Source organism: Rhodococcus sp. KBW08, assembly GCF_003852455.1.
GTDB lineage: Bacteria > Actinomycetota > Actinomycetes > Mycobacteriales > Mycobacteriaceae > Rhodococcus_F > Rhodococcus_F baikonurensis.
This window is the reverse complement of sequence record NZ_QAJJ01000011.1, coordinates 21,239-41,520: the sequence shown is the minus strand read 5'-3', so window position 1 is coordinate 41,520 and position 20,282 is coordinate 21,239. Positions and strand designations below refer to the sequence as shown.

General features: G+C 58.9%; 16 protein-coding genes. 7 read left to right on the top strand and 9 right to left on the bottom strand.

The window, feature by feature from the left end; translation table 11 throughout:
* Positions 1 to 451 precede the first annotated feature (451 nt).
* The 3 genes from DBV08_RS15220 to DBV08_RS15210 all read left to right on the top strand — a co-directional run bounded on the left by DBV08_RS15220 (position 452) and on the right by DBV08_RS15210 (position 3,710).
* Positions 452 to 1,249, top strand: coding sequence for an SDR family NAD(P)-dependent oxidoreductase (locus DBV08_RS15220; RefSeq protein ID WP_124567945.1), 798 nt, complete (start codon positions 452 to 454; stop codon positions 1,247 to 1,249).
* A 338-nt stretch (positions 1,250 to 1,587) separates the two neighbouring features.
* Positions 1,588 to 2,511, top strand: a complete 924-nt coding sequence (locus tag DBV08_RS15215) for an SDR family NAD(P)-dependent oxidoreductase (protein ID WP_185564651.1) — start codon at positions 1,588 to 1,590, stop codon at positions 2,509 to 2,511.
* A gap of 104 nt (positions 2,512 to 2,615) precedes the next feature.
* Entirely contained in the window at positions 2,616 to 3,710 is a 1,095-nt protein-coding gene (locus DBV08_RS15210; RefSeq protein WP_124567943.1) for a CaiB/BaiF CoA-transferase family protein, read from the top strand.
* A 503-nt stretch (positions 3,711 to 4,213) separates the two neighbouring features.
* Here the strand turns inward: DBV08_RS15210 and DBV08_RS15205 are convergent.
* The 4 genes from DBV08_RS15205 to DBV08_RS15190 form a co-directional block, all read right to left on the bottom strand.
* Complete coding sequence (locus tag DBV08_RS15205) at positions 4,214 to 4,681, bottom strand: cupin domain-containing protein (protein ID WP_185564649.1); 468 nt, start codon at positions 4,679 to 4,681, stop codon at positions 4,214 to 4,216.
* Positions 4,682 to 4,760: 79 nt separating this feature from the next.
* A complete protein-coding gene (locus DBV08_RS15200) occupies positions 4,761 to 5,891 on the bottom strand; it encodes an acyl-CoA dehydrogenase family protein (protein WP_124567941.1) in 1,131 nt (376 codons plus the stop codon).
* Positions 5,884 to 7,062 (bottom strand): acyl-CoA dehydrogenase family protein, encoded by a 1,179-nt coding sequence (locus DBV08_RS15195; protein ID WP_124567940.1) that lies wholly within the window; start codon positions 7,060 to 7,062, stop codon positions 5,884 to 5,886. The genes DBV08_RS15200 and DBV08_RS15195 overlap by 8 nt, the downstream gene beginning before the upstream one ends.
* A 69-nt stretch (positions 7,063 to 7,131) precedes the next feature.
* Positions 7,132 to 8,685, bottom strand: a complete 1,554-nt coding sequence (locus tag DBV08_RS15190; protein ID WP_124567939.1) for an acyl-CoA synthetase — start codon at positions 8,683 to 8,685, stop codon at positions 7,132 to 7,134.
* A 687-nt stretch (positions 8,686 to 9,372) separates the two neighbouring features.
* Between DBV08_RS15190 and DBV08_RS15185 the strand changes: the two genes are divergently transcribed.
* Positions 9,373 to 9,894: a hypothetical protein gene (locus tag DBV08_RS15185; protein ID WP_124567938.1), complete on the top strand. Its 522-nt coding sequence runs from the start codon at positions 9,373 to 9,375 to the stop codon at positions 9,892 to 9,894.
* A gap of 703 nt (positions 9,895 to 10,597) precedes the next feature.
* A complete protein-coding gene (locus DBV08_RS15180; protein WP_124567937.1) occupies positions 10,598 to 11,386 on the top strand; it encodes a TetR/AcrR family transcriptional regulator in 789 nt (262 codons plus the stop codon).
* Between the two features lie 74 nt (positions 11,387 to 11,460).
* Here the strand turns inward: DBV08_RS15180 and DBV08_RS15175 are convergent, their stop codons facing one another.
* The 4 genes from DBV08_RS15175 to DBV08_RS15160 form a co-directional block, all read right to left on the bottom strand.
* Positions 11,461 to 11,988 carry a TetR/AcrR family transcriptional regulator gene (locus DBV08_RS15175; RefSeq protein ID WP_124567936.1) on the bottom strand — a complete coding sequence of 176 codons (528 nt, stop codon included), beginning with the start codon at positions 11,986 to 11,988 and terminating at the stop codon, positions 11,461 to 11,463.
* 25 nt (positions 11,989 to 12,013) lie between these two features.
* Positions 12,014 to 13,543: an MFS transporter gene (locus DBV08_RS15170; RefSeq protein WP_260395601.1), complete on the bottom strand. Its 1,530-nt coding sequence runs from the start codon at positions 13,541 to 13,543 to the stop codon at positions 12,014 to 12,016.
* Between the two features lie 342 nt (positions 13,544 to 13,885).
* Positions 13,886 to 14,893, bottom strand: coding sequence for a hypothetical protein (locus DBV08_RS15165; RefSeq protein ID WP_124567935.1), 1,008 nt, complete (start codon positions 14,891 to 14,893; stop codon positions 13,886 to 13,888).
* Entirely contained in the window at positions 14,890 to 16,098 is a 1,209-nt protein-coding gene (locus DBV08_RS15160; RefSeq protein WP_260395600.1) for a CaiB/BaiF CoA-transferase family protein, read from the bottom strand. The genes DBV08_RS15165 and DBV08_RS15160 overlap by 4 nt, the downstream gene beginning before the upstream one ends.
* A gap of 203 nt (positions 16,099 to 16,301) precedes the next feature.
* Between DBV08_RS15160 and DBV08_RS15155 the strand changes: the two genes are divergently transcribed.
* Complete coding sequence (locus tag DBV08_RS15155) at positions 16,302 to 17,942, top strand: CocE/NonD family hydrolase (RefSeq protein ID WP_185564646.1); 1,641 nt, start codon at positions 16,302 to 16,304, stop codon at positions 17,940 to 17,942.
* 88 nt (positions 17,943 to 18,030) lie between these two features.
* Here DBV08_RS15155 and DBV08_RS15150 read toward each other — a convergent pair whose 3' ends face one another.
* Positions 18,031 to 18,495 carry a TetR/AcrR family transcriptional regulator gene (locus DBV08_RS15150; RefSeq protein WP_124567933.1) on the bottom strand — a complete coding sequence of 155 codons (465 nt, stop codon included), beginning with the start codon at positions 18,493 to 18,495 and terminating at the stop codon, positions 18,031 to 18,033.
* A gap of 407 nt (positions 18,496 to 18,902) precedes the next feature.
* On the opposite strand from DBV08_RS15150, the gene DBV08_RS15145 reads away from it, so the two are divergent.
* On the top strand, positions 18,903 to 20,126 hold the full coding sequence (locus DBV08_RS15145) for an MFS transporter (protein ID WP_124567932.1): 1,224 nt from the start codon (positions 18,903 to 18,905) through the stop codon (positions 20,124 to 20,126).
* Positions 20,127 to 20,282: the final 156 nt, after the last annotated feature.

The window sequence follows — 20,282 nt, the reverse complement described above, 5'->3', positions numbered from 1 at the left end:
TTCTTTCAGCTCAGCCGATGCTCGTCTGACCACTCCCATTTTTGAGGGAGCGGCAGAGGCTCTGTCGCGGGGTGCAATGCAGTAGTTCCGAACTTTCTCGGATCAGGTCACATCGTCCACCCTCAAAGAACAACACGTTCTGATGTTGTTGTCAAGATCACAAGATCTGGAAAATCGGCTCGATGACACAAACTTTCTACATCCCTGTTCAGAATGGGTTTATTTGTCCAACGTCGCCTGATGTCTGTGCAGAATCTGTAAGACTTGTCACGTAACTTGTTATGATTTATAGTCCTATTGAGGAACTGTCCTGAACTTTCTCACCAGCACTGGCCACCTAGAGTGAGACACCAATCACGAATATTTGATTAAATGCAAATAATATTTCGAGCCACCACGGATCTTGCGTGGCAAGAACGCCACCATGGACATTTCAAGAAGCGGAGCATTGATGAATTCACCATTTGATCTGGACGGACGGGTCGCCATCGTGACCGGCGCAGGTTCCGGCATCGGGCGCGAGACGACCATCCTTTTGGCCGAACTCGGCGTCACCGTGTTCGCGACCGACATCAATCTCGCCACAGTCGAGGAGACAGTCGCCAGCACCGGCGGCAATTCCATCGCAATTCGTCACGACGTCACATCCGAAGCTGACTGGGCATCAGTCTTTGCCACGGTTTCGAGTCAAACCAATCGGCTCGACATCCTTGTCAACAACGCGGGCATCATGATGTCAGCACCGTTCGTGGATTCACCGATCGAACACCTACGCCGCCAGCAGACAATCAATGTCGAAAGCGTCTACATAGGCATGCGAGACGCAATTCCACTGATGCGCGCAAGCATCGAGACCCATGGCTCCTCCCCGTCGATTATCAACACCTGCTCGATCTTCGGAAACGTGGCCGGAGACGATTCGGCTCCCTACACGGCAACCAAGGGCGCTGTAAGGATGCTGACGAAAGCAGTTGCGGTCGAGCTCGCGCCCCTGGGAATCCGAGTGAATTCGGTACATCCAGGAGCAACTGAAACGAATTTGGCCGCTGACTGGGAACCAGCACGCGATGCGGAAGGCAACCTCATACCGTGGGAGGTCGACCAAGCGAACTGGCTATCGCGCATTCCAATGAAGCGACTGGGCCAGGTCGATGACATCGCGCCGGCAATTGCGTTCTTGGCGAGCGATGCCGCCAAGTACATGACCGGATCCGAACTCATGGTTGACGGCGGATACACGGCAATATAACGCTGGTAGCCACCGACTGATCGCGGCCACTCGCCAAAGAATGGCTCGAACTAGCACTTCATGCCCGGCGTCCACTCGCCCGACTGACTAGCGGCGAAAACCTCACTACTGCTTATCAGTTGGGCGAATTTTAGACGAGTCATATACCGACATCGTGAGACCGTTGCGCATCTGCGAAAACAGCGCCACGCGTCACTCCATGAACGACCACCTCGATCAATTCCGACACCGCACGAGGTCGATGTTTGCCCGAATAGTGCCCGCTTTGTCGGCCATTCATGCTTTTGGCATCCGCACACCATTCCGTCGGCCTGCCCGACGCCAACCGAAGGAAAAACATGAGCACACTCAGATATGACGACAAGGTCGCACTGATCACGGGGGTGTCTCCAGGTGGGCTCGGCTTTTCTCACGCGCAGATGCTCGCTTCGCGAGGAGCCACGGTCGTTGTCAACGACCTCGGCGTCGGATGGGACGGTGAATCCACCGTGGCGGGAACAGACGAGTCCGTCCGACTGCTCGTCGAAGACGGTGGGAAGGCGTCAGGGGTGACAGGCGACATCGTCGGAGAAGCCGACCGTATCGTCAACGAGGTCATCGAGCGTCACGGACGGCTCGACATCCTGATCAACAATGCAGGTTCAGGCGGCGACTTCGACATGATGATCGACGTCCACGTCCGAGGCACCTACCGAATGAGCGAGGCCGCGTGGCCATGGCTCGAACGCTCAGGAGCAGGACGCATCATCAACACCGCATCCTGTGCAACGTGGGGGACCGACGGATGGCCTGGATACGGAACAGCTAAATCCGCTCTACTCGCCTTGACCCGCGGGCAAGCTCGCAACGGCCGAGCCACGGGTATCGCGGTCAACTCCATCTTGCCGATTGCAAGGAGCAACTCAACCGAGGGAGAGCCTGACCACGGAGTGCGGGCTTTCTTCAACTCCTGGTTCGATCCCGATCACGTCGCCGGCTTCGTGGCATATCTGTGCCACGAAACGACCGCCATCACCGGCGAAGCATTCGCTCTGGGGGGCGGCGCCGTTACCCGCGTTGTGCAGGCCGAGACACAGGGCGTAGTCAACCAGGACAAGACACCCGACGTCTGGTCCGACCTCATCGGCGATGTGATGAATCTCGATAATCTCGTTCTGCCGCACTCGATGTGGGACGAAATCGGTCTCCTCGCCAAGCGAATCGGGCCAGACGCTCATGCCGCGTTCGAGCAGCTCGACCTCAGCCAGTCCGGCGGCGCCTGACCTCTGTCCATATCCGGGGTCGGTGCACGAAGGCACCAAATTTGCGCACACAACACACATTGGCACCAGCAAGCGATTGGTCCCAACAACAATAAGGTGGAATCGTGTCGGGACCGCTTGACAAAATACGTGTTATCGAACTCGCAGGCATCGGACCGGGGCCGCATGCGGCAATGATTCTCGCGGACCTTGGTGCCGACGTCCTACGAGTAGAGCGGCCCGGTTCAGAACCGGCGTCGGCTGCCGGTGTCCAAGACCCAGGGTTGCGAGGTAGGCGCCGGATCATTGCAGATCTCAAGGAGCCTACTGATCGCGAATTGGTACTGGAATTGCTGGCTGAAGCCGACGTATTGATCGAAGGCTATCGTCCAGGCGTCGCCGAACGGCTCGGTGTCGGACCAACAGAATGCCTCGATCGGAATCCTCGGTTGATCTATGGACGCATGACAGGCTGGGGTCAAACTGGTCCCATGGCCCAACAAGCAGGGCACGACATCAACTACATCTCGGCAACAGGCGTTCTCCACGCCTTCGGACGAGCCGATGAGCGCCCAATGCCACCACTGAATCTGGTTGGCGACTTCGGTGGCGGCTCGATGTTCCTTCTTGTTGGGATTCTGGCTGCGCTGTGGGAGCGCGAGCGTTCCGGCATGGGCCAAGTCGTGGATGCCGCGATGATCGACGGCGCCAGCCTCCTCGCCCACTCGATCTGGGCAGAACACAGCATCGGCTGGTGGACCGAGGATCGGGGCAACAACATGCTCGACGGAGGTGCGCCCTACTACGACACCTACACGTGTGCGGACGGGCGCTGGGTAGCAGTCGGTGCGATCGAACCACAGTTCTATCGCCAGTTGATCCAGGGCCTTGAACTGGACCCCGACAACCTACCCGAGCAGAACGACAAGTCCGGCTGGCCACTGCTGCGCGCCCGCTTCAGCGGGATCTTCGCCTCCCAGCCTCGCGAGCACTGGACACAAGTATTCGCCGGCACCGACGCATGCGTCAGCCCGGTGTTGGCCCTTCATGAAGCCGCAGAACACCCGCATCTGATGTCACGCCAAACGCTCATCGAGATTGACGGCGTCGTCCAGCCAGGGCCGGCCCCACGCTTCTCGCGGAGCATCACGGATATGCCCTCTCCTCCCCCGAGGACGTCTACGGATGGCGGCACCGTTCTCGCCGAATGGCGATCCTGACTATCTCGAGTTTCTAATAGCACTGCACAACAACAGCTTTGGGTATCGATACTTTGCGGGAGAAGCCAGTGCGAAGCGCGGGCGATCAGGCATCATCGCCCGCGCACAGGCGAACCGGTCGCCCTTTCTCTCGTGAATCTCCATGAGCCCCGCATCACATGTCCCTCCCAAGAAGTCCGCCTGATCGTGGGCACAGTGTTCGGATACTACGCAGATCAGGACCCCATTCGTGCAGGCCTCGTCTCCGGTTCAGGCCTTTGTTGGCGCCTGTATCTCGGCCCTGGTGTACACCGTCGTTCCGATAGCGTGGAAACCGTAGAAGCACATGAGAACGGCCCTACCCGATGTCGTGGGCAGGGCCGTCCTCATGCTGTTGGTGTCGGCTGCGGACGTGCCGGGATCACTTGCGGAGCAAGCTCATCGGAGGGAAGGACGTAGCCTGTCCAAGTGCGTGCACAGTGCGGGTCATCACCATCCGAATCCGTCATGCACGGGCTGGTGAGTCATCTCAGAGCAGCCATGAAGACAAGCAGGCGAATGGGCTCGTCACCATGGTTGCGCCACGCGTGGTTCGTGCTGCGCTGCACTACAGTGTCACCCGGCTCTATCACTACCGACTCATCGTCGACCAGGAGTTCGACGGGTCCGTCCAGAACGTAGACGTAGTCGAGGGTTTCTGTCCTGTGCCATCCCTCTTCGTCTGTTTCCATCACCAGTCGCACGTCCTCGCCCCGAGCTACGATTTCAGCCACTTCAGCCTGGACTTCACTATGCGGCGGAACGCTCACCATCCGGAACCTGGTCTGACCCGGCGCAGGCACCGTGGCATGAGGCTCGGTACCCGGGTCTGAACCCAACTGATCGACGTCGTCGTGAGCCCAGATCTCCTGATAGTACGACCCTGCCGAGACCTCCTCATTGAGGGCAATCTTCGATCGTCCGTCCACCTCGACGGTTACAACTCGTCTCATCACTTCTCCTGGCATTCAAAAGATATTTACTTGGGATCTGAAGCAGGCAAACGCCATTGGACGTCTGTGGCGAATGCGATCATCTGAGACCGGCAATGGGGAGCTGGCCGTCAGGTTCAGCCCGGTCGAGCACGAGTTCCGCGACACGTTCTCGATGGGATGCAGCATTGCCACACAATTCAGCGTCTGTGAACGCCCGTTTGAAGTACAGGTGCGCTTGGTGTTCCCATGTGAACCCGATACCGCCGTGAAGTTGAATGCAGTCGGCCGCGACACGCGAAGCCGTGTCACTGCAGATTGACTGCGCGATTGCGATCGCCAAATCAGGGTCGTCAGTTCCGTCCTGAATGGACCATGCCGCGTGATACGCAGCAGATCGCGCATGCTCGACAGCGACCAACATGTCGGCCAGCCTGTGTTTCACAGCTTGGAAGGAACCGATCGGGCGGCCGAACTGAATGCGATTCTTCGCATAATCGACAGTCAGATCCAGCAGGTGCTGGGCGATTCCAACCTGCTCGGCAGAGAGATACACGGCAGCGGACACCGCAGCGGAGTCGATAACCGAGGCCGAACGGTCAGGACCCACGATCAACCGGGCGGGGACTCCGTGAAATGTGATGACAGCCTGACGCCGCGTTAAATCCATCGTTGCTTGCGGCGTCCGTTCGGTATCTTCGCCTTCAACCGCGTACAGCGAGATGCCTTCTGGCCCAGCTGCAACCACGAGCAGTACATCAGCCGCCGCACCGTCTACGACGTAAAGCGCTTCACCCTCGAGGAGTCCGTCATGCACCCTCACGGTGGTTTCATCGCCGCGGAACGGCGCAACGTACGCTGCGGTTCGGGTTCCTGCCAGAAGCTCTGGAAGGAGCTCTGCGGCTACCTCTCCTCCTGCAGCTGCCAGCGCGGGAATAGCCAGTGCGACGGTCCCAAAAGTCGGACCGGGCATGAGAGCCGCGCCCAGGACCTCCGCGAGGATCGCCTGTTCGACCAGCCCTGCATCTACGCCTCCGAGTTCGTCAGACACGGTGAGACCAAGCACGCCGAGCTCTTCGCCGAGCCGGGACCACAGGGAGGCGTCGAAGCCGGATTCCGAGTCCATCGCCTTGCCAACGGCCTGCTGATCGCACTGTTGACCGACAAACAGACGCAAGTTGGTGCGCAGGTCGTTCTGCTCGGCGCTAAAAACAAATTCTTGTTCAGCCACGACGGGTTTCCTTCCAAGTCAGGCCGGCGTCGGCCCGCAGATCTGCTGGCAGGCCGAGTACACGCTCGCCCAGGATGTTGCGCATGATCTCCGATGTCCCGCCCTCGATCGTGTTGGCGCGTGACCGCAAGAATCGGCGCTGCAACGAGGCCTCAGGCCCAGCCGCATACCCCTCGAAGTCGTCGTAAGTGTCGTAAAGAATGCCTACGGGTCCGAGGAATTCCATGCACCACTCGTAGACTTCCTGATTGATCTCCGCAGCCACCAGTTTGCCGATCGAGCCGATGGGGCCGGGTTCTGAACTCGCCGCCGACGCCGAGGACCTCATCCCGGTCAGACGCTGCCCTTCAGCACGAATCCACAGTCGCGTAAGCCTGTCACGCAACACAGCTGTGCGGTTCTCGGGATAGCGCGCCCAAAGCTCCACAGCATCCGCAATCGAACCGGCGCCACGCGCAGGCGCCGCTCCAATTGACACGCGCTCGTTCATCAAGGTTGTGATCGCGACACCCCACCCCTTGCCGACTGCGCTGATCCGGTGCGAATCAGGGATCCGCACGTCTGCGAGATGTACCTCGCAAAACTCGGAGTCACCCGTCATATGGCGCAGGGGCCGAACTTCGACACCTTGCCATTCCATGTCGATCACGAAGAAAGTCATGCCAACGTGCTTGCGAACATTGGGATCAGTACGGGCTAGCAGCAGACCATAGCGAGCCTCCAGTCCCAGACTTGTCCACACCTTCTGGCCGTTGATCACCCAGTCGTCACCATCGCGAACCGCACTCGTCGCGAGGCTGGCCACGTCGGAACCCGCCCCTGGCTCGCTGAAAAGCTGGCACCAAATGTGCTCAGTGGTGGCCAATGGGCGAAGCAATCGTTCAGCCAGTTCCGGGGCATGTTCCAACAGAGTCGGGGCTGCCATTCCGTAGCCGATGGCATTGTCGTCAGTCGGTAGCCAGCCGCCAGCCTGGCGAAGCACTCCGTCGGCAACGGACTGCAGACCTCTGGACACCCCCAAACCACCTAACCCGACGGGAAAGTTGACCCAGCACAAGCCTGCTCGATAGCAAGCATCTAGGAATGCCTGTCTGGGTGTTGTCGCCCAGTCATATTCGGCGACCACAGCTTCTGCGGCTGCCCTCACTCGATCGATGTCGACATCGCTCATGTACTTGCGTTCCTTCGGTTTGTCATCATTGCGGTAAATCAAAGATTCGTCGGTCGTCCCGGAGTCTGTTCAGCTCGTGGTCTGGGTTGCCACATGTGACCGGCCCTCGAATTCGTCACGCAGGAGACGCTTGAGCAACTTGCCGGATTCGGTACGAGGCAGTTCGCTTCGGAACTCGATTGTTCGGGGACACTTGTATCCGGCGAGCTTGGAACGGCAGTAGGCAATGAGTTCGTCAACCAGCTGATCGCCGGCCAGAGAACCGTCGATGAGCTGCACAATCGCCTTTACCTCCTCGCCCATGTCCGGGTTAGGAACCCCGATGACCGCGACGTCCGCGACCTTCGGATGTGCTGTGAGTACGTTCTCGGCTTCTTGGGGATAGATATTGACGCCACCGGAGATGATCATGTGAGACTTGCGGTCTGTCAGATACAGGTAGCCCTGCTCATCGACATAGCCGATGTCGCCAGTCGTGGCGAGACCTCGATCGTTGAAAGCTTCCTTGGTTTGACCCGAATCGTTGTGGTATTCGAAGGCCATCGGGTTCTCGAAGTAGATCACTCCCGGAATGCCCGCAGGAAGCTCGTTGCCGTCGTCGTCGAGGATGTGAATGACTCCAGAAATCGCCCGGCCGACCGAACCCTGATGGGCCATCCACTCCTCGGAGTTGATGAAGGTCGTTCCGACGGCTTCTGTGGAGGAATAGAGCTCGTAGAGTATGGGCCCAACCCATTCGATCATGGCGATCTTGATTTCGGGTGGGCATGGCGCCGCTGCGTGCAGCAGAGCTTTGAGGCTGGATACGTCGTACCCGAGCCTTGTTTCATCGGGCAGACGCAGCATGCGGATCATATGTGTCGGGACGAACTGCACGCCGGTAACCTTGTGCCGTTCAATCAATTGCAACGCAAACTCCGCGTCGAATCGTTGCATGAGCACTACCGTCGCGCCGCCGGACATCACGGCGAACATCCACCACGAGGGTGCCGAGTGGAATAGCGGACCGGGTGCCAGGATTGTTTCGAATTCGCCGAGTCCTACACGTGTCGCCTCAGCCATCGCGACGGTGTTGTCCTGCAACAGAGGCTGCTTCGAAAATACATGCTTGATGCCCTTGGGCCTACCGCTGGTGCCGGACGAGTAGTGCATGAAGGTGCCTTGACACTGATCCGCGATCGGGTCGACCGATTGCGCGTCACGTTGCTCCTCGTATCCTTCCCAACCAACGACAGCGTCACCGATCATCAGCTTCAGCCGGACGTTCGGAATGCCCTCGTTCCTCAATTCAATCGCCAGATCGGCATATGTCGACGTGGTAATGAACGCTTCTGCGCCACAATCATTGACGATGTATGCAACTTCTGAAGCAGTGAGCCTGTTGTTCACCGGCGTCAATACGATGCCGGACATGAAGGCCGCCCACAAGACCTCGGCGAAGGGGATGACATTCTCAGTCATGATGGCCGCGTGCGACCCCGGGCCCAAGCCGTGCGCCCGGAAAACTCGAGCCACCTGGTTGACACGATCAGCAAGTGTCTTGTAGCTGATGGAATCACCAGTCTCCGCCACGATGACCGCGATTCGGTCTGGCGCCTGCTGTGCGATGTCTACTGGATACATGTGGATCTCTTCCTCTTGGGGCCGAGGCGGCCGCCATTTGCACTTGAACATTGCCAATCGCTAACCCCATCGAAGGCTGCGAGGCTTCGAGGTTTTCGAGTGGTCGACAGCGGTTACGCGCAACACGACCGCAAGAACTGTGACTGCTCCAACGTGATCGGACTGAACATCTCGATCAGGCAGTGTCGATGCCGAGTGTTATAGAAACTCATCCACTTGTCAACTGCAGCAAGCAATTTCCCGCAATCAGGTGCATCCGACTCGCGGCACCGACTTGGCGCCAACACATTCCGACAAGTCTCCATGACCCACTCGACTCGCTATACGTATAAATCTACTCTTCAAACCGTGTGCAATATTTCCGCGACCGAATAGGGTCACCCACCAACGGCGCGACGCGCCCTCAACCTCGAGATTCGCGGTTCGCAGCTGAATGAAATGTCAATCATATTGCAGAACATTACTTTTCCGCACAGTAATACCCAGTGGCGATGCTTCGAAACGAGATCAGTCCACCTGCAGTAACAAAGGAATGTAAGTTCTCCCTACTTCACCAAAAGTATTATGCGACAGCACATAACACGAACCGACCTCACCGGCACCCTGCCGCCGACTAACAGAGGCCGCGCCATTACCGGCCGAACCCCCGCGCTGGTGTTGCCGAACGCCTGAAACGCGGTAGGCAGTATGCATTTCACCGGTTCGGCCGCGCTGACGTGGATGGCATCGTTTCGCGATTCCAGTTCCGAACCCGACGTTGACAGTGGTTTTGACGTTGACAGCGTCATCAACATCGAGCAGGTGCCGGTGGAGGCCACCGCTCCGACGCGACGCACGGACCCGCCTCCCGCGACAGCGATCGGTAGCACTCTGATCGCGGCACCGAAACCAATTCAGGAGATGAACAGGCCTGCATTCAGGCGGTTCGACCCGGTTCCCGAACCGCGCCAGGTCATGGCGACGTCCGCACCCCAATCCCCAGGACTGCAAGTGCAACGCCGGTATGAACACGACGACCCCAGCCGCAGCCATTCCGACCGGGAATACGCTATGCGAAGCAACGATTGCTCCGACGATCAAAGCGACGGCAACGACGAGCAGGTTCACCAGAACGACGAATCCCCACAACAAACCCGCCGGCATGGTGCGCACGAACGACGACACAGGAAGGGGATACGCATTCAAACCCCAAAGAGAGTCGGCGCTTGACGATTCGAGCTCGCCACTCGCCGCAGTCATTGCAGCAAGAAGGATGCTGTCGCGAACGCACACCAGAATCACGCCGGCACTCACCACAACGAACACGATCCTTCGTCGCCTGAAGCGCATACCCATGTCGGCAATTACCACCGCACACCTCAGCCTTCCTTTGTACCGCCGCATCGGCAATCAATCACCCGTAACTATACAGACATGATTGTAAAGTTACTCCCTAAATGCGAACTTTTTCGAGCGCAAGCAGAGGGTCCCGGGCCGAGTCCGACAACATTCCCGGTACGACGTCATCCTTCTAGGACATAGCCCTTCACGGCGAGGACCATCGGTACGATCGACAGTTGCCCGACGCCTTCACGGGGCCCTTGCCAACCTGACTGACAATTGTGTCGTGGTGCGGACGACGACCGTAAGCGTGCTGCCTGTCATTATCTGCCAGCACGCGACCCGAGCCGCGCGGCCTGATCGTCGGCATCCGCATCGACAAGCACAGGATCCGCCTGTTCGTCGGGCCGCCTTTCCGCCATGCAGTCACGGTGTTTCGAACATCCGTGTCGTAGCATCGCTGGAGCCCCTGGCACTCTGTCGATATACGCGCGCCTCGTCAGTCAGGTCTCGGGGGGTCGATGGCTCTGCCCTGGAAACGCCAGTCACCAGTCGCGCTTCAGGGTTGCCCACTCAAGATCGGAGAGCCAACATGGAGGGAACCATGCAATCTCAGGATGATCGAGTACACAGACCACGCACTCGTAGGCGACTGGAAATCAAGGTGCTTGAAGCTTGCCGTCAACTAGCCAGCGAAGGTGGGTACCAAGCCGTACAGATGCGGGAGGTAGCCAAGCTCGCCGGGGTTTCGTTGCACACCGTCTATCGTTATTTTCCGTCGAAGGACGATCTGGTCGGAGCGACTATCGAAGCCCAAGTCATCGACCTCGAGAAGAGAATTAACCAGAACTCGCCTATCCAAAGCAGCGTCTCTGGCCGGATCGGCGCAGTTTTCTTGGGCGGCTTTCATGCGCTGATGAACGATCGCGGATTTGCTCATGCGTCCATGCACAGCTATCACGTACCCAAGCCTTTCGAAGAAATCAACGAGAGACCTGCAGCCGAAGTCGAAGCCGAATATAACGAGCTGACGATCACAGACGTAGCCAAACGTGTCACCTGGGGGGAAGATCATGAAACTACTGAAGATCAGCGCATGGCATTGCGCGCTATGGAATCCGTCTTCAACAGCTGCATTATCGATTGGCTGAACGCCAACATCACCGCCGAGTACGTAGTTCAGCAGCTCACATTTGCGGCAGAGAAACTCTTCAGCGAATACACCTTCCCAAATGAGAAGGATGTCGCCCCAAAGCGGCAAACTGAGGCGAACCGCAAATACGATAATCCTGCGAATGCCTTGGCAGAAGTCTTGTCATATGCGCCCCTGGAAGTTCGGCAAGAACTAGCTCGACTGCTGACGGCCCCCGAGCACCAATAGGGATAACGCGAAAACCGTCAGTCGCCCGCCGAGCTCCAGTCCGCGCGGTGGGCTGCGGTGAATCGGCCTGATTCCTACGGGATTCCATCAGCAATGTGTTCTGTGACAATCCGCCGCAATTCCGGGTCGAGGGGCTGGTTACACATTGCCTCGTACATCCACAGACCATCGGCGGCGAGACGAGCTATGAAACGTGCCATTTCCTCCGGAGTGTCGTCAGCAGGCGGCGGAGCCCAACGCTGAAGGACGCTGTTCCATGGCCCCTTCGAAGCGGGAGTAGTGGCCGCCTCGAGCATCAGTTGGAGCTCAGCGCGTGTCGCGCTTTGCGAACACACCCGCACGTAGGTACTCAGGCATTCGACCGGTGTGGCATCCGCCGCGGGCTTCCCGGCGGCAGCAATCAGACTGTCTTCCCACTGGTCAGCCATGTACTGATGGATCGCCGAGAGAAGATCATCGCGGGAGGGAAAGTGGTACAGCAGTCCGCCACGGGTCAGCCCGGATTCAGCAGCAACCGAATCAAAAGTGACGGCCGTTACTCCGTCGCGTTGGATGACCCGGATCGCGGCATCAAGGATCGTGGTTCGGTTGCTGGGGCGCATGGTGGTCTCCTGCGGTGAACCGCTGTCAGTGGGTGGAAAAAGAGGATGACGCAGAACCCGGACCGTACCTGCGCAGCAGGCGCCAGGTCACGCCCGCACCAACCCCAAGAATACCGGCGACGACAACAAGAACTGCGACGTAGGCATTGTCGAACGCAGAGAATGCTGCCTGCACAAGATTCGTACCGGCCGATCCGTCATTCTCCGCGACTTCAAGAGCGCCGGTCAGTGACTGGCTGGCTTGTTCAGGAGCCTCTGCCGGCAGCTGGACTGTGACCGTGTAAACCGTCGCGATGAGACTGCCGAGTAGTGCGACGGCAGTGAGGTTTCCGAACTCGTAAGACACGTTCTCGAGTGAAGACGCCATTCCGGCGCGTTCCACCGGCACGTTGCCGATGATCGCGATCGAAGCGACAGCCATTGCGGCGCCGAGTCCGGCGCCTGTCACGAAGAGCCCGAATATCAGCCAGCCGATGTTGACGTGGAAGCCGATGATCATCGCGATGACACCGACAGTGCCGACCGCGAGTCCTCCTCCGATCAGTGGCTGCAGTCCGACCTTGTGCAGGATCATCCCGCCGAGTAGGACTGTGGGCAATGTTCCCAGAACTAGCGCGGAAACCAATAGTCCTGCCTCGAAAGGCGTGAATCCGGCAACCAGCTGGAACCGCTGCGCCGTGACAAGTTGAATGCCACCGATCGCGAACATAGCGAATCCAGCTGCGATCAAGCCGGACACGAATGCTGGATTGCGGAAGATCGCGAAGTCCAACAACGGGTACTGCAAACGTCGTTGCCGGCGTGCAAACGCCCACGAACCAGCAAGGAAAGCGATCAAGGCGACCGTCATGACAACCAAGGATCGATTAACTTTGACAACTTCCTCGATAGCAGCCACGAGTCCGACCAATGCGACCATGATCTGCACCGACGACAGAAGGTCCCAACGTTTGGACGCGTCTGTCTCATTGGCCGGAGCAACGAGGATGCCGGCAACAAGGGCAAGGGCGACAACGGGCACATTGATCAAGAACACCGTGCCCCACCAGAAGTACTCGAGCAGTACACCGCCAAGGATCGGTCCCAAGGCGCTTCCGATCACAGACACACTGCCCCAAACCGCGATCGCAACGTTGCGTTCACGCTCGTCGACGAATGCGATACGAATCAGCGCCAGCGTTGCGGGCATCATCGCTGCTGCTCCCACTGCCAGCAGTATTCGACCGACAATCAGGACCTCAGGGCCAGGTGCGAACCCAGCCACAATCGAGGCCACCCCGAAGATGCTCATCCCGATAAGGAACATCCGGCGATGACCGATGCGGTCACCGAGTGTGCCTGCGCCGAGCAGCAGACCGACCATGACCAAGGGGTACGCATTGATGATCCAGAGGCCCTGCGCACTGGAGGCTCCGAGTTCGCGCGTCAGGGTCGGCAGAGCTGTGTAGAGGATGGAGTTGTCCAAGGCCACCAGCAACAACCCTGTACTGACCGTCGCTACCAGACTCCACCGCTGGGCCTTCGTCAGGACTTCTGCGTCTATCGTCGAAACCACTTGAGTTTCACGCCTTCCGATTGTTCAGAGTAATCAAGCCATAGTAACTATACATTCTAGAATGTCTAGTTACTAGCCGCGTCCGCGAACCGCTGCCTCCGAACATCATCAGCGCGCCGAGCAAGCGATCCTGGAGAGCACAAGCATGCCGAGTCGGCGCCCCAAACTTGAATGGCCCGAGAATGCAGTCGGCGGTTCGTTCGCTTTCTGCCACCGAGGTGTCGGGACCGCGCGTCACGAGACGAGAAAAGTGGCTCGCCCGACGCAATTGCGTCGGCCGAGCCACTTCGCTTGGCGCACCCGATGACAGGCGTCCAAATCCCGGTTCCACCCGAGGTAGGTCTACTCGTTCGAGATCGACCCGGTCGTAGCGGCAGCGAGGGCAACATCGATCTCACTGTGCAGTTCAGCCTTACGTCCTTCATCCGCCCAGGAAATATTCACACCCGCGTGAAGGAGTACACCAACCTCCTCCATCGACAAGTCGTATCCTTCGCATACCTTGACGTATTCGTTGCCGATATCGGTCGCCACAAATGCTTCGTCGTCGGTCCCGAGTGACAGGTTGAAGTCGTGCGCGAGCATCGGCCCGATCGGATGACTCTCCAAATTCCAGCCACGAGACTTGCAGGTGATGCTGTAGCAAACCGTGAGAGGGATCTGGCGATCAGCGACCGTCTGTGCCTCTTTCGGGTCTTCGAGAACGTAGTAACCATGGTCGATCCGGTCGCACCCGAGTTCGTCGACGCAATAGAGCACGCGGCTCGCAGGTGGATAGGTCACGTGTGCGGTTCGCTTCAGTCCGGCTTGACCAGCTCGCCGGAAGACGTCGACGAACTGCTCTGGCGGAGCGGCAAGTTCATCACCGTCCAAGCCGATCCCTGCGATATCCGATTCCCTGTGCGCAAGAACAAGGTCGAGGAACTCCTCGGCAACTCCTGCCCCCTGGTCGCGGCAAATCGACGGAATCAACAGAGAAGAGATACCGAACTCACGTCTGGCGCTCTCGGCCGATCGGCGGATAGCAGCAAGAATGTCGGGATACTGCTGGCGTGGGAACAAGGTCGGGTTGAAGGACAATTCGCAGTGTCTGAGATTGGATGACCGGGCGGCTCTACTCAAATACTCGTATGTGATGAGCTCGAAGTCGTCGGGCCCTTTCAGGACTTCGACCACCAAATTGAGCTTCGCCAGGAAGTCATCTGCGCTCTCGATCTGGTACACATTGTCGGGAACCGACAAGCCGGCCTTGTCGGCAAGCTCCCGCAAAGTCTCCGCGCTCATGGTGCCGGCGAGGTGCGTATGCAGGTCGACCTTGGGAAGGCCTTGGATTAGCGTCGCTCGATTCAAAGGGAGCCTCTTCCTTGTAGGACGGTCGATCGGTCCGGCGAGTCTGCCATCGGTAGGCAGAACTCTTCGCGGAGAGCCTGGGAATGTTCACCAATTTCCGGGACAGGGCGCATGGCGGCTGGCTGGTTGTTCCAGCTGACCGGCGGTAGCAGTCCCTCCACCCGGCCGGCCGGCGTTTCGAACATTTGCCAACGATCACGCGCAATAAGCTGGGGGTGTTGGCGGATCGTCAACGGAGTTCTGATGCGGGCGTTGGCAATTCCCGCGTCCTCCAACATATCGACGGCGTCGTCGATCGACAGTGCGCTGAGCACCGGGCCGATAATCTCCTTGAGAGTGACTCGATTCTCGACGCGTCGAGCATTGGTGGAGAAGCGCGCGTCTGCCGCGAGTTCGGGAAATGCCAATACCTTGGTGCAGAACGCATTCCACTCACGATCATTCTGGACTCCGAGGAACACGAGTTCTTCGCCGGACGTTTCGAATGGTCCGTACGGCGCGATGGTGGCATGCTCAGCGCCGGTCCGCTCCGGAGCGCTCCCGCTGTACTGCGCATAGTAAAGTGGATAGCCCATCCATTCGCAGAGCGCCTCGAGCATGCTCACCGAGAAATGGCCACCTTCGCCGGTGCGTCCACGGCTGATTAAGCCCGTCAGGATTCCGGTGAGTGCGTACATACCCGCGGAAATATCTGCGATGGGCAAGCCTGCCTTCACCAGCGCATCGGATGTACCAGTTATCGACAAAACTCCGGACTCGCTCTGCACCAACAGGTCGTAGGCCTTCTTCGACCCGTACGGTCCGCTCGGGCCGTAGCCAGAGATATCGCAGCAGACGAGCCGCGGGTTCCGTGCTCGCAGCGCTTCGTGGCCGAATCCTCGTGCCGCCGCAGAACCTGGGCCGAGATTCTGGATGAAGACGTCGGCCTGATCGATCATTCGCAGGAGCAATTCGTGATCTGCGTCGTCGTTCAGGTCGAGTTCGATCGACTCTTTGCCGCGGTTCAGCCAAACGAAATGGCTGGATTGACCCAGCACGGTTTCGTCGTACTGACGGGCGAAGTCACCGGTTCCCTGACGCTCGATCTTGAGAACCCTGGCTCCCATGTCCGCCAGATGACGAGTTGCAAATGGTGCCGCTACAGCTTGTTCGAGTGATACCACCGTGACGCCGTCGAGGGGCATCACCGCTGCCTGTGCAACCACAAAGTCTCCTGGGCTCGGACAATGGAACAAACTTGACGTTAGTTAACACATTATAAATTGTCAATAAGGGCGACCCGTGGCTCGCAAACTCCCCGGCACGCGTGGATATATAAAACATTTATGATAATGTCGTGGATTCCGTGCCGTTTCAGAGGGCAATGCAGCTGCCAAATCCGAAATCCAGGACTCCGAGGTGCACTACTATGGCAATCATTTTCGATCGAGTCTCGGCAGCGCCGCTGAACGACAGATGTGAACCCGTAATGGTCCGGACCAGAGACGGCATCCACTTGTCCACGAACATCTATCGGTGCAGTGAGGACCCCGGCCCGACGGTATTGATACGTCTGCCGTACGACAAAAACGGCGCCTTCTCTGACATACCGAGCGCCGCGGAATACTTCCGCGATCATGGCTACCACGTGGTGACTCAGGACGTCCGCGGCAAATTCCGATCCGAAGGCGCAACCCTTGCTTACGTACACGAAGCCGCAGACGGCTACGACACCCTCGATTGGATTGTCCGCCAGGGATTCTCCAACGGGGTCGTCGGCATGTGGGGCGACTCGTACTTCGGCTTCACACAATGGGCGGCAGCATCCACAGGCCACCCGGCACTGCGAGCTATCTCCCCTCGCGTCACCGGCACGCGACTCGGCGAGTTGCCGGTCGACGAGCCGAACGCCATCAGTCGTGACGTCGAGCAGTCATTCGACCGTGTGTACTTGTGTTCATACTTCGCCGGAAACGACGATTTCTATTGGGAAGTCGACTGGAATTCTCGTCCGTACGCTGCCACCATCGAGGAGTTCTTCGCCGCTGCCGGTTCGCGGTCCACCTCGTTCGACATGACTTTTCCAGAGCCTGTCAATCCATCGCCGTTTCCATTCGGACATCCGTTCGAGGCTCACGCCATTCCCGTGCTCCAAACGATCGGGTGGTGGGACAATTGCTCACCCCTGCAATGGGATGACCATTGGACCATTCAGCGGAACGCATCGTGGTCTCTGAACGAGTACCTCATCATCGACTCGACGGACCATATGGGCAATCGCCTTACCTCTGGATCGACTGCTGCCGCAACCGAATACACCCGGGAACAGGCACTCCCGGCCATACTCGACCCGACGATCGAATTCTTCGAGGTGTTCTTGCGCAATCAGGCCGAACACCACAGTGTGCCGAGAGTACGGTGGAATTTGGCTCACACTGAAGGATTCAGAGTTTCCAACACGTGGCCACCGCCTGGCACACACGAAACAACATTGCATCTCACACAAGATGGGGACCTCCGAGAAACCCCGGAGGCGTCGAGTTCCGGTCTCACGTGGATTCACGACCCTGAAGATCTGGTGCCCTCGCCTTCGGCTGAATCACATGACTTTCTTGCAGAATATCCCGACGAACAAACGTGGTCCGACCGACCTGATGTTTTGGCTTTCAACGGGCCGACTCTAAACTCAGACCTGGATCTGGTTGGCAGCGTTACGTTTACAGCGGAGTGCGCCAGCACCGGTCCTTGCATGGATTTGTTCGTGAGGCTTCTCGATGTAGGCCCCAACGGATCTGCTCACCTCATCGCACGGGGGCAACAGCACCTCATCCGCGGCACCGAAGGCGCACGACTTGTCATCGACATGGGCCAGGTCGGTTATCGAGTCCGATCCGGCCATCGCCTGCGACTCCATGTTGCCAGCAGCGACTTTCCCGAATTCGTGCCCCAACCAGGTACCGGCGAGCATCCCTGGCTTGCCGTCTCGGTTCAACGCAATGAACAGACGCTGATCGTCGGTGGACAAGAAGGGGCGCAGTTGATTCTGCACGCACTCGGAGTCACCGCCTGAGCGGACGACAACTCCTGACGGCGGTCACTCACCAGAGAATGCCGCGACAGCTGCGGCCGACGCACCCAGCCGAACCGGAGCGAAAACCTTACGCATGCTTGTCAGTTGGGTCCAACGGCTCTCCCAACAGTGCCGAGATTGCTCGAACCAACACGTCAAGATCCAGGGGCTGCTCACGCATCGATGCATGCAGAGTCACACCATCGGCGAACACAGCCAGTTGCAAAGCGCGCTCCGGGTCGGTGTACCGCGAAAGGATCTCAGTAAGGCGGTTGAACCAAAACGAGGCGAGGCGACGCGCATCCGAGTTCTGAGCGGCCGCAGCGTATAAAGCAACGGCACGTCGGACGCGTCCGACATCGGAGTGGTAGTCGTATATCCAGGCCGCCAACACTTTCGGGGAGGGTCCGTGCCGCTCGAGTGACTCTTCGATGAAACAGATGTCACGCTCCGCCTGGTCGATCAAGCGCTGCAGTGCCGCCTCGCGCAGTTCTTCGAGGGTGGCGAAGTAGTGCGTCGTCGACCCCAACGCCACGCCAGCACGGGTCGCCACTTGGCGATGCGTGATTGGACCACCACCGCATTCCATCAACAATTCGGATGCAGCCACTTCGATACGTCGCCGTCTGCCTTCGGGGTCGCGGCGCGCCGGACTCTCCTTCACATTTTCGTTCTTTGACAACTACTACCTCCCTAGGTGTACATTTGTACACGTACAATCGTACACGTCCACCCGATGCGGCCGAGCGGGTCCGACGCGGGCGGCTTCAATCCGCTCGACGTTGCACACCCACTGCCGAACCCTGGACCTAACAACAAGCACGTCGCCAGCTTTGTGACGTTCATCAGCAAGTACCACGCAAGGAGGACCCCTGTGTCCGTCAATTGTCCCGCATCCCGCGATGACCGCAATACCGCAAGTGCCGGCCTCCGCGGAGACCTCACTCCTGGCGAAGTCCGATGACCACCCTCAGCGCCCTCGCGTCTCCCCCCATCCTGCGGACATTCGTATCGTCTTTCGTCGCACGATTACCCCTCACGGTCATCGGAGTACTCGTGCTACTCCGCAGCCGTGAACTCGGGTTCTCCTATGCCTTGGCTGGAATGACTTCGGGCGCTTTCGCTCTGGGGATGGCATTGGGATCGCCACTGATGGGGCGACTCGTCGACCGACTGGGCCAGTCGACAGTGCTGTGCGTCAGCTGTCTGATCGCTGCCGCAGCTATCAGCGCACTCGCGCTGACCCCGGCTCACTTGCCAATCCTCATGATCGGACTTGCCGCACTGATAGGCGTCACTCAGCCGCCAGTCTCCGCCTGCGTGCGGGTTCTGTGGGCACGGGTGCTGAACGAGCGCGATCGCGACGCCATGTTTGCCGTGGATGTATCTGTCCAAGGAATCGCGTACATCGTCGGCCCCATGACCATGCTGTGGCTGGCGGCCACAGCCGGAGCTCCGGTGGCGCTCCATGCCACGGGCCTACTTCTCGTTGTGGCCACGTTGGCGTTTGCACTTGATCCGGTCACTCGCGCTCCCGCCGGCTCGGTTCGACCCCAAGCACGTTCTGGCCCAGGAGCAATCGCACATTCAGGAGTGCGAACGATTGCCGGAATCACGATGACCCTGGGTGTTGCGTTCGGCTCCGTAGAGGTCGGCGTCGTCGCCGCTGCAGAGCACCACGACAGTGTGTCGCTCATTCTCTTGCTCACTTGCTGGGCAATCGGCTCAGTGATCGGTGGGCCACTCTGGGCCCTTCGTCGTCACGCGAACAACCACATTCGTGACGCCAGAGTGCTCCTGATAGCCGTTGCCCTCGCCGCCGCAGCGTTGGCAATACCGTTGCCGGCGTGGTGGCTCATGCCTGCACTCGCGATTTTCGGTGCACTCATGACTCCAATGCTGACTTTGCTCTACACCCTGATGGCCAGCACTTCCCCGGAGGGGGTACTGACAGAGGCCTACTCATGGGAAGTAGCCGGTATGACTGGAGGAGTGGCACTCGGCACATCAATCGGTGGCATCGCGGTCGACCTCGGAGGTCTGGCGGGCACTTTCGGTCTGGCAACTGGCGCCATCATTGTCGGCAGTGTCATATTGGCCTTCTGCTCTTCGACGATCCGCGGTGCGGCACGCACCCCAGTCGCTCCAGAGACGACCTCGCCGATCATGACATCTGACGTGTAGAAGATTCCGCCACATGTATGCATACGAGGCGCCGCCACAGTATTCGGCGGCGCCTCGTATCCTTCGGTCGATCGTCACCGCAGTGGCGGGCGACTGGTGGAGTATTGACAGCCAATCACATAGCGAGATCTCATATCGAAACTCGGCGGGTGACGT

Excerpts from the sequence above, each read along its gene's own strand:
- DBV08_RS15180 (WP_124567937.1), top strand. The coding sequence starts at position 10,598 with ATGGAGGGAACCATGCAATCTCAGGATGATCGAGTACACAGACCACGC.
- DBV08_RS15220 (WP_124567945.1), top strand. The coding sequence starts at position 452 with ATGAATTCACCATTTGATCTGGACGGACGGGTCGCCATCGTGACCGGC.
- DBV08_RS15205 (WP_185564649.1), bottom strand. The coding sequence starts at position 4,681 with ATGAGACGAGTTGTAACCGTCGAGGTGGACGGACGATCGAAGATTGCC.
- DBV08_RS15155 (WP_185564646.1), top strand. The coding sequence starts at position 16,302 with ATGGCAATCATTTTCGATCGAGTCTCGGCAGCGCCGCTGAACGACAGA.
- DBV08_RS15175 (WP_124567936.1), bottom strand. The coding sequence starts at position 11,988 with ATGCGCCCCAGCAACCGAACCACGATCCTTGATGCCGCGATCCGGGTC.
- DBV08_RS15190 (WP_124567939.1), bottom strand. The coding sequence starts at position 8,685 with ATGTATCCAGTAGACATCGCACAGCAGGCGCCAGACCGAATCGCGGTC.
- DBV08_RS15195 (WP_124567940.1), bottom strand. The coding sequence starts at position 7,062 with ATGAGCGATGTCGACATCGATCGAGTGAGGGCAGCCGCAGAAGCTGTG.
- DBV08_RS15215 (WP_185564651.1), top strand. The coding sequence starts at position 1,588 with ATGAGCACACTCAGATATGACGACAAGGTCGCACTGATCACGGGGGTG.
- DBV08_RS15185 (WP_124567938.1), top strand. The coding sequence starts at position 9,373 with ATGCATTTCACCGGTTCGGCCGCGCTGACGTGGATGGCATCGTTTCGC.
- DBV08_RS15145 (WP_124567932.1), top strand. The coding sequence starts at position 18,903 with ATGACCACCCTCAGCGCCCTCGCGTCTCCCCCCATCCTGCGGACATTC.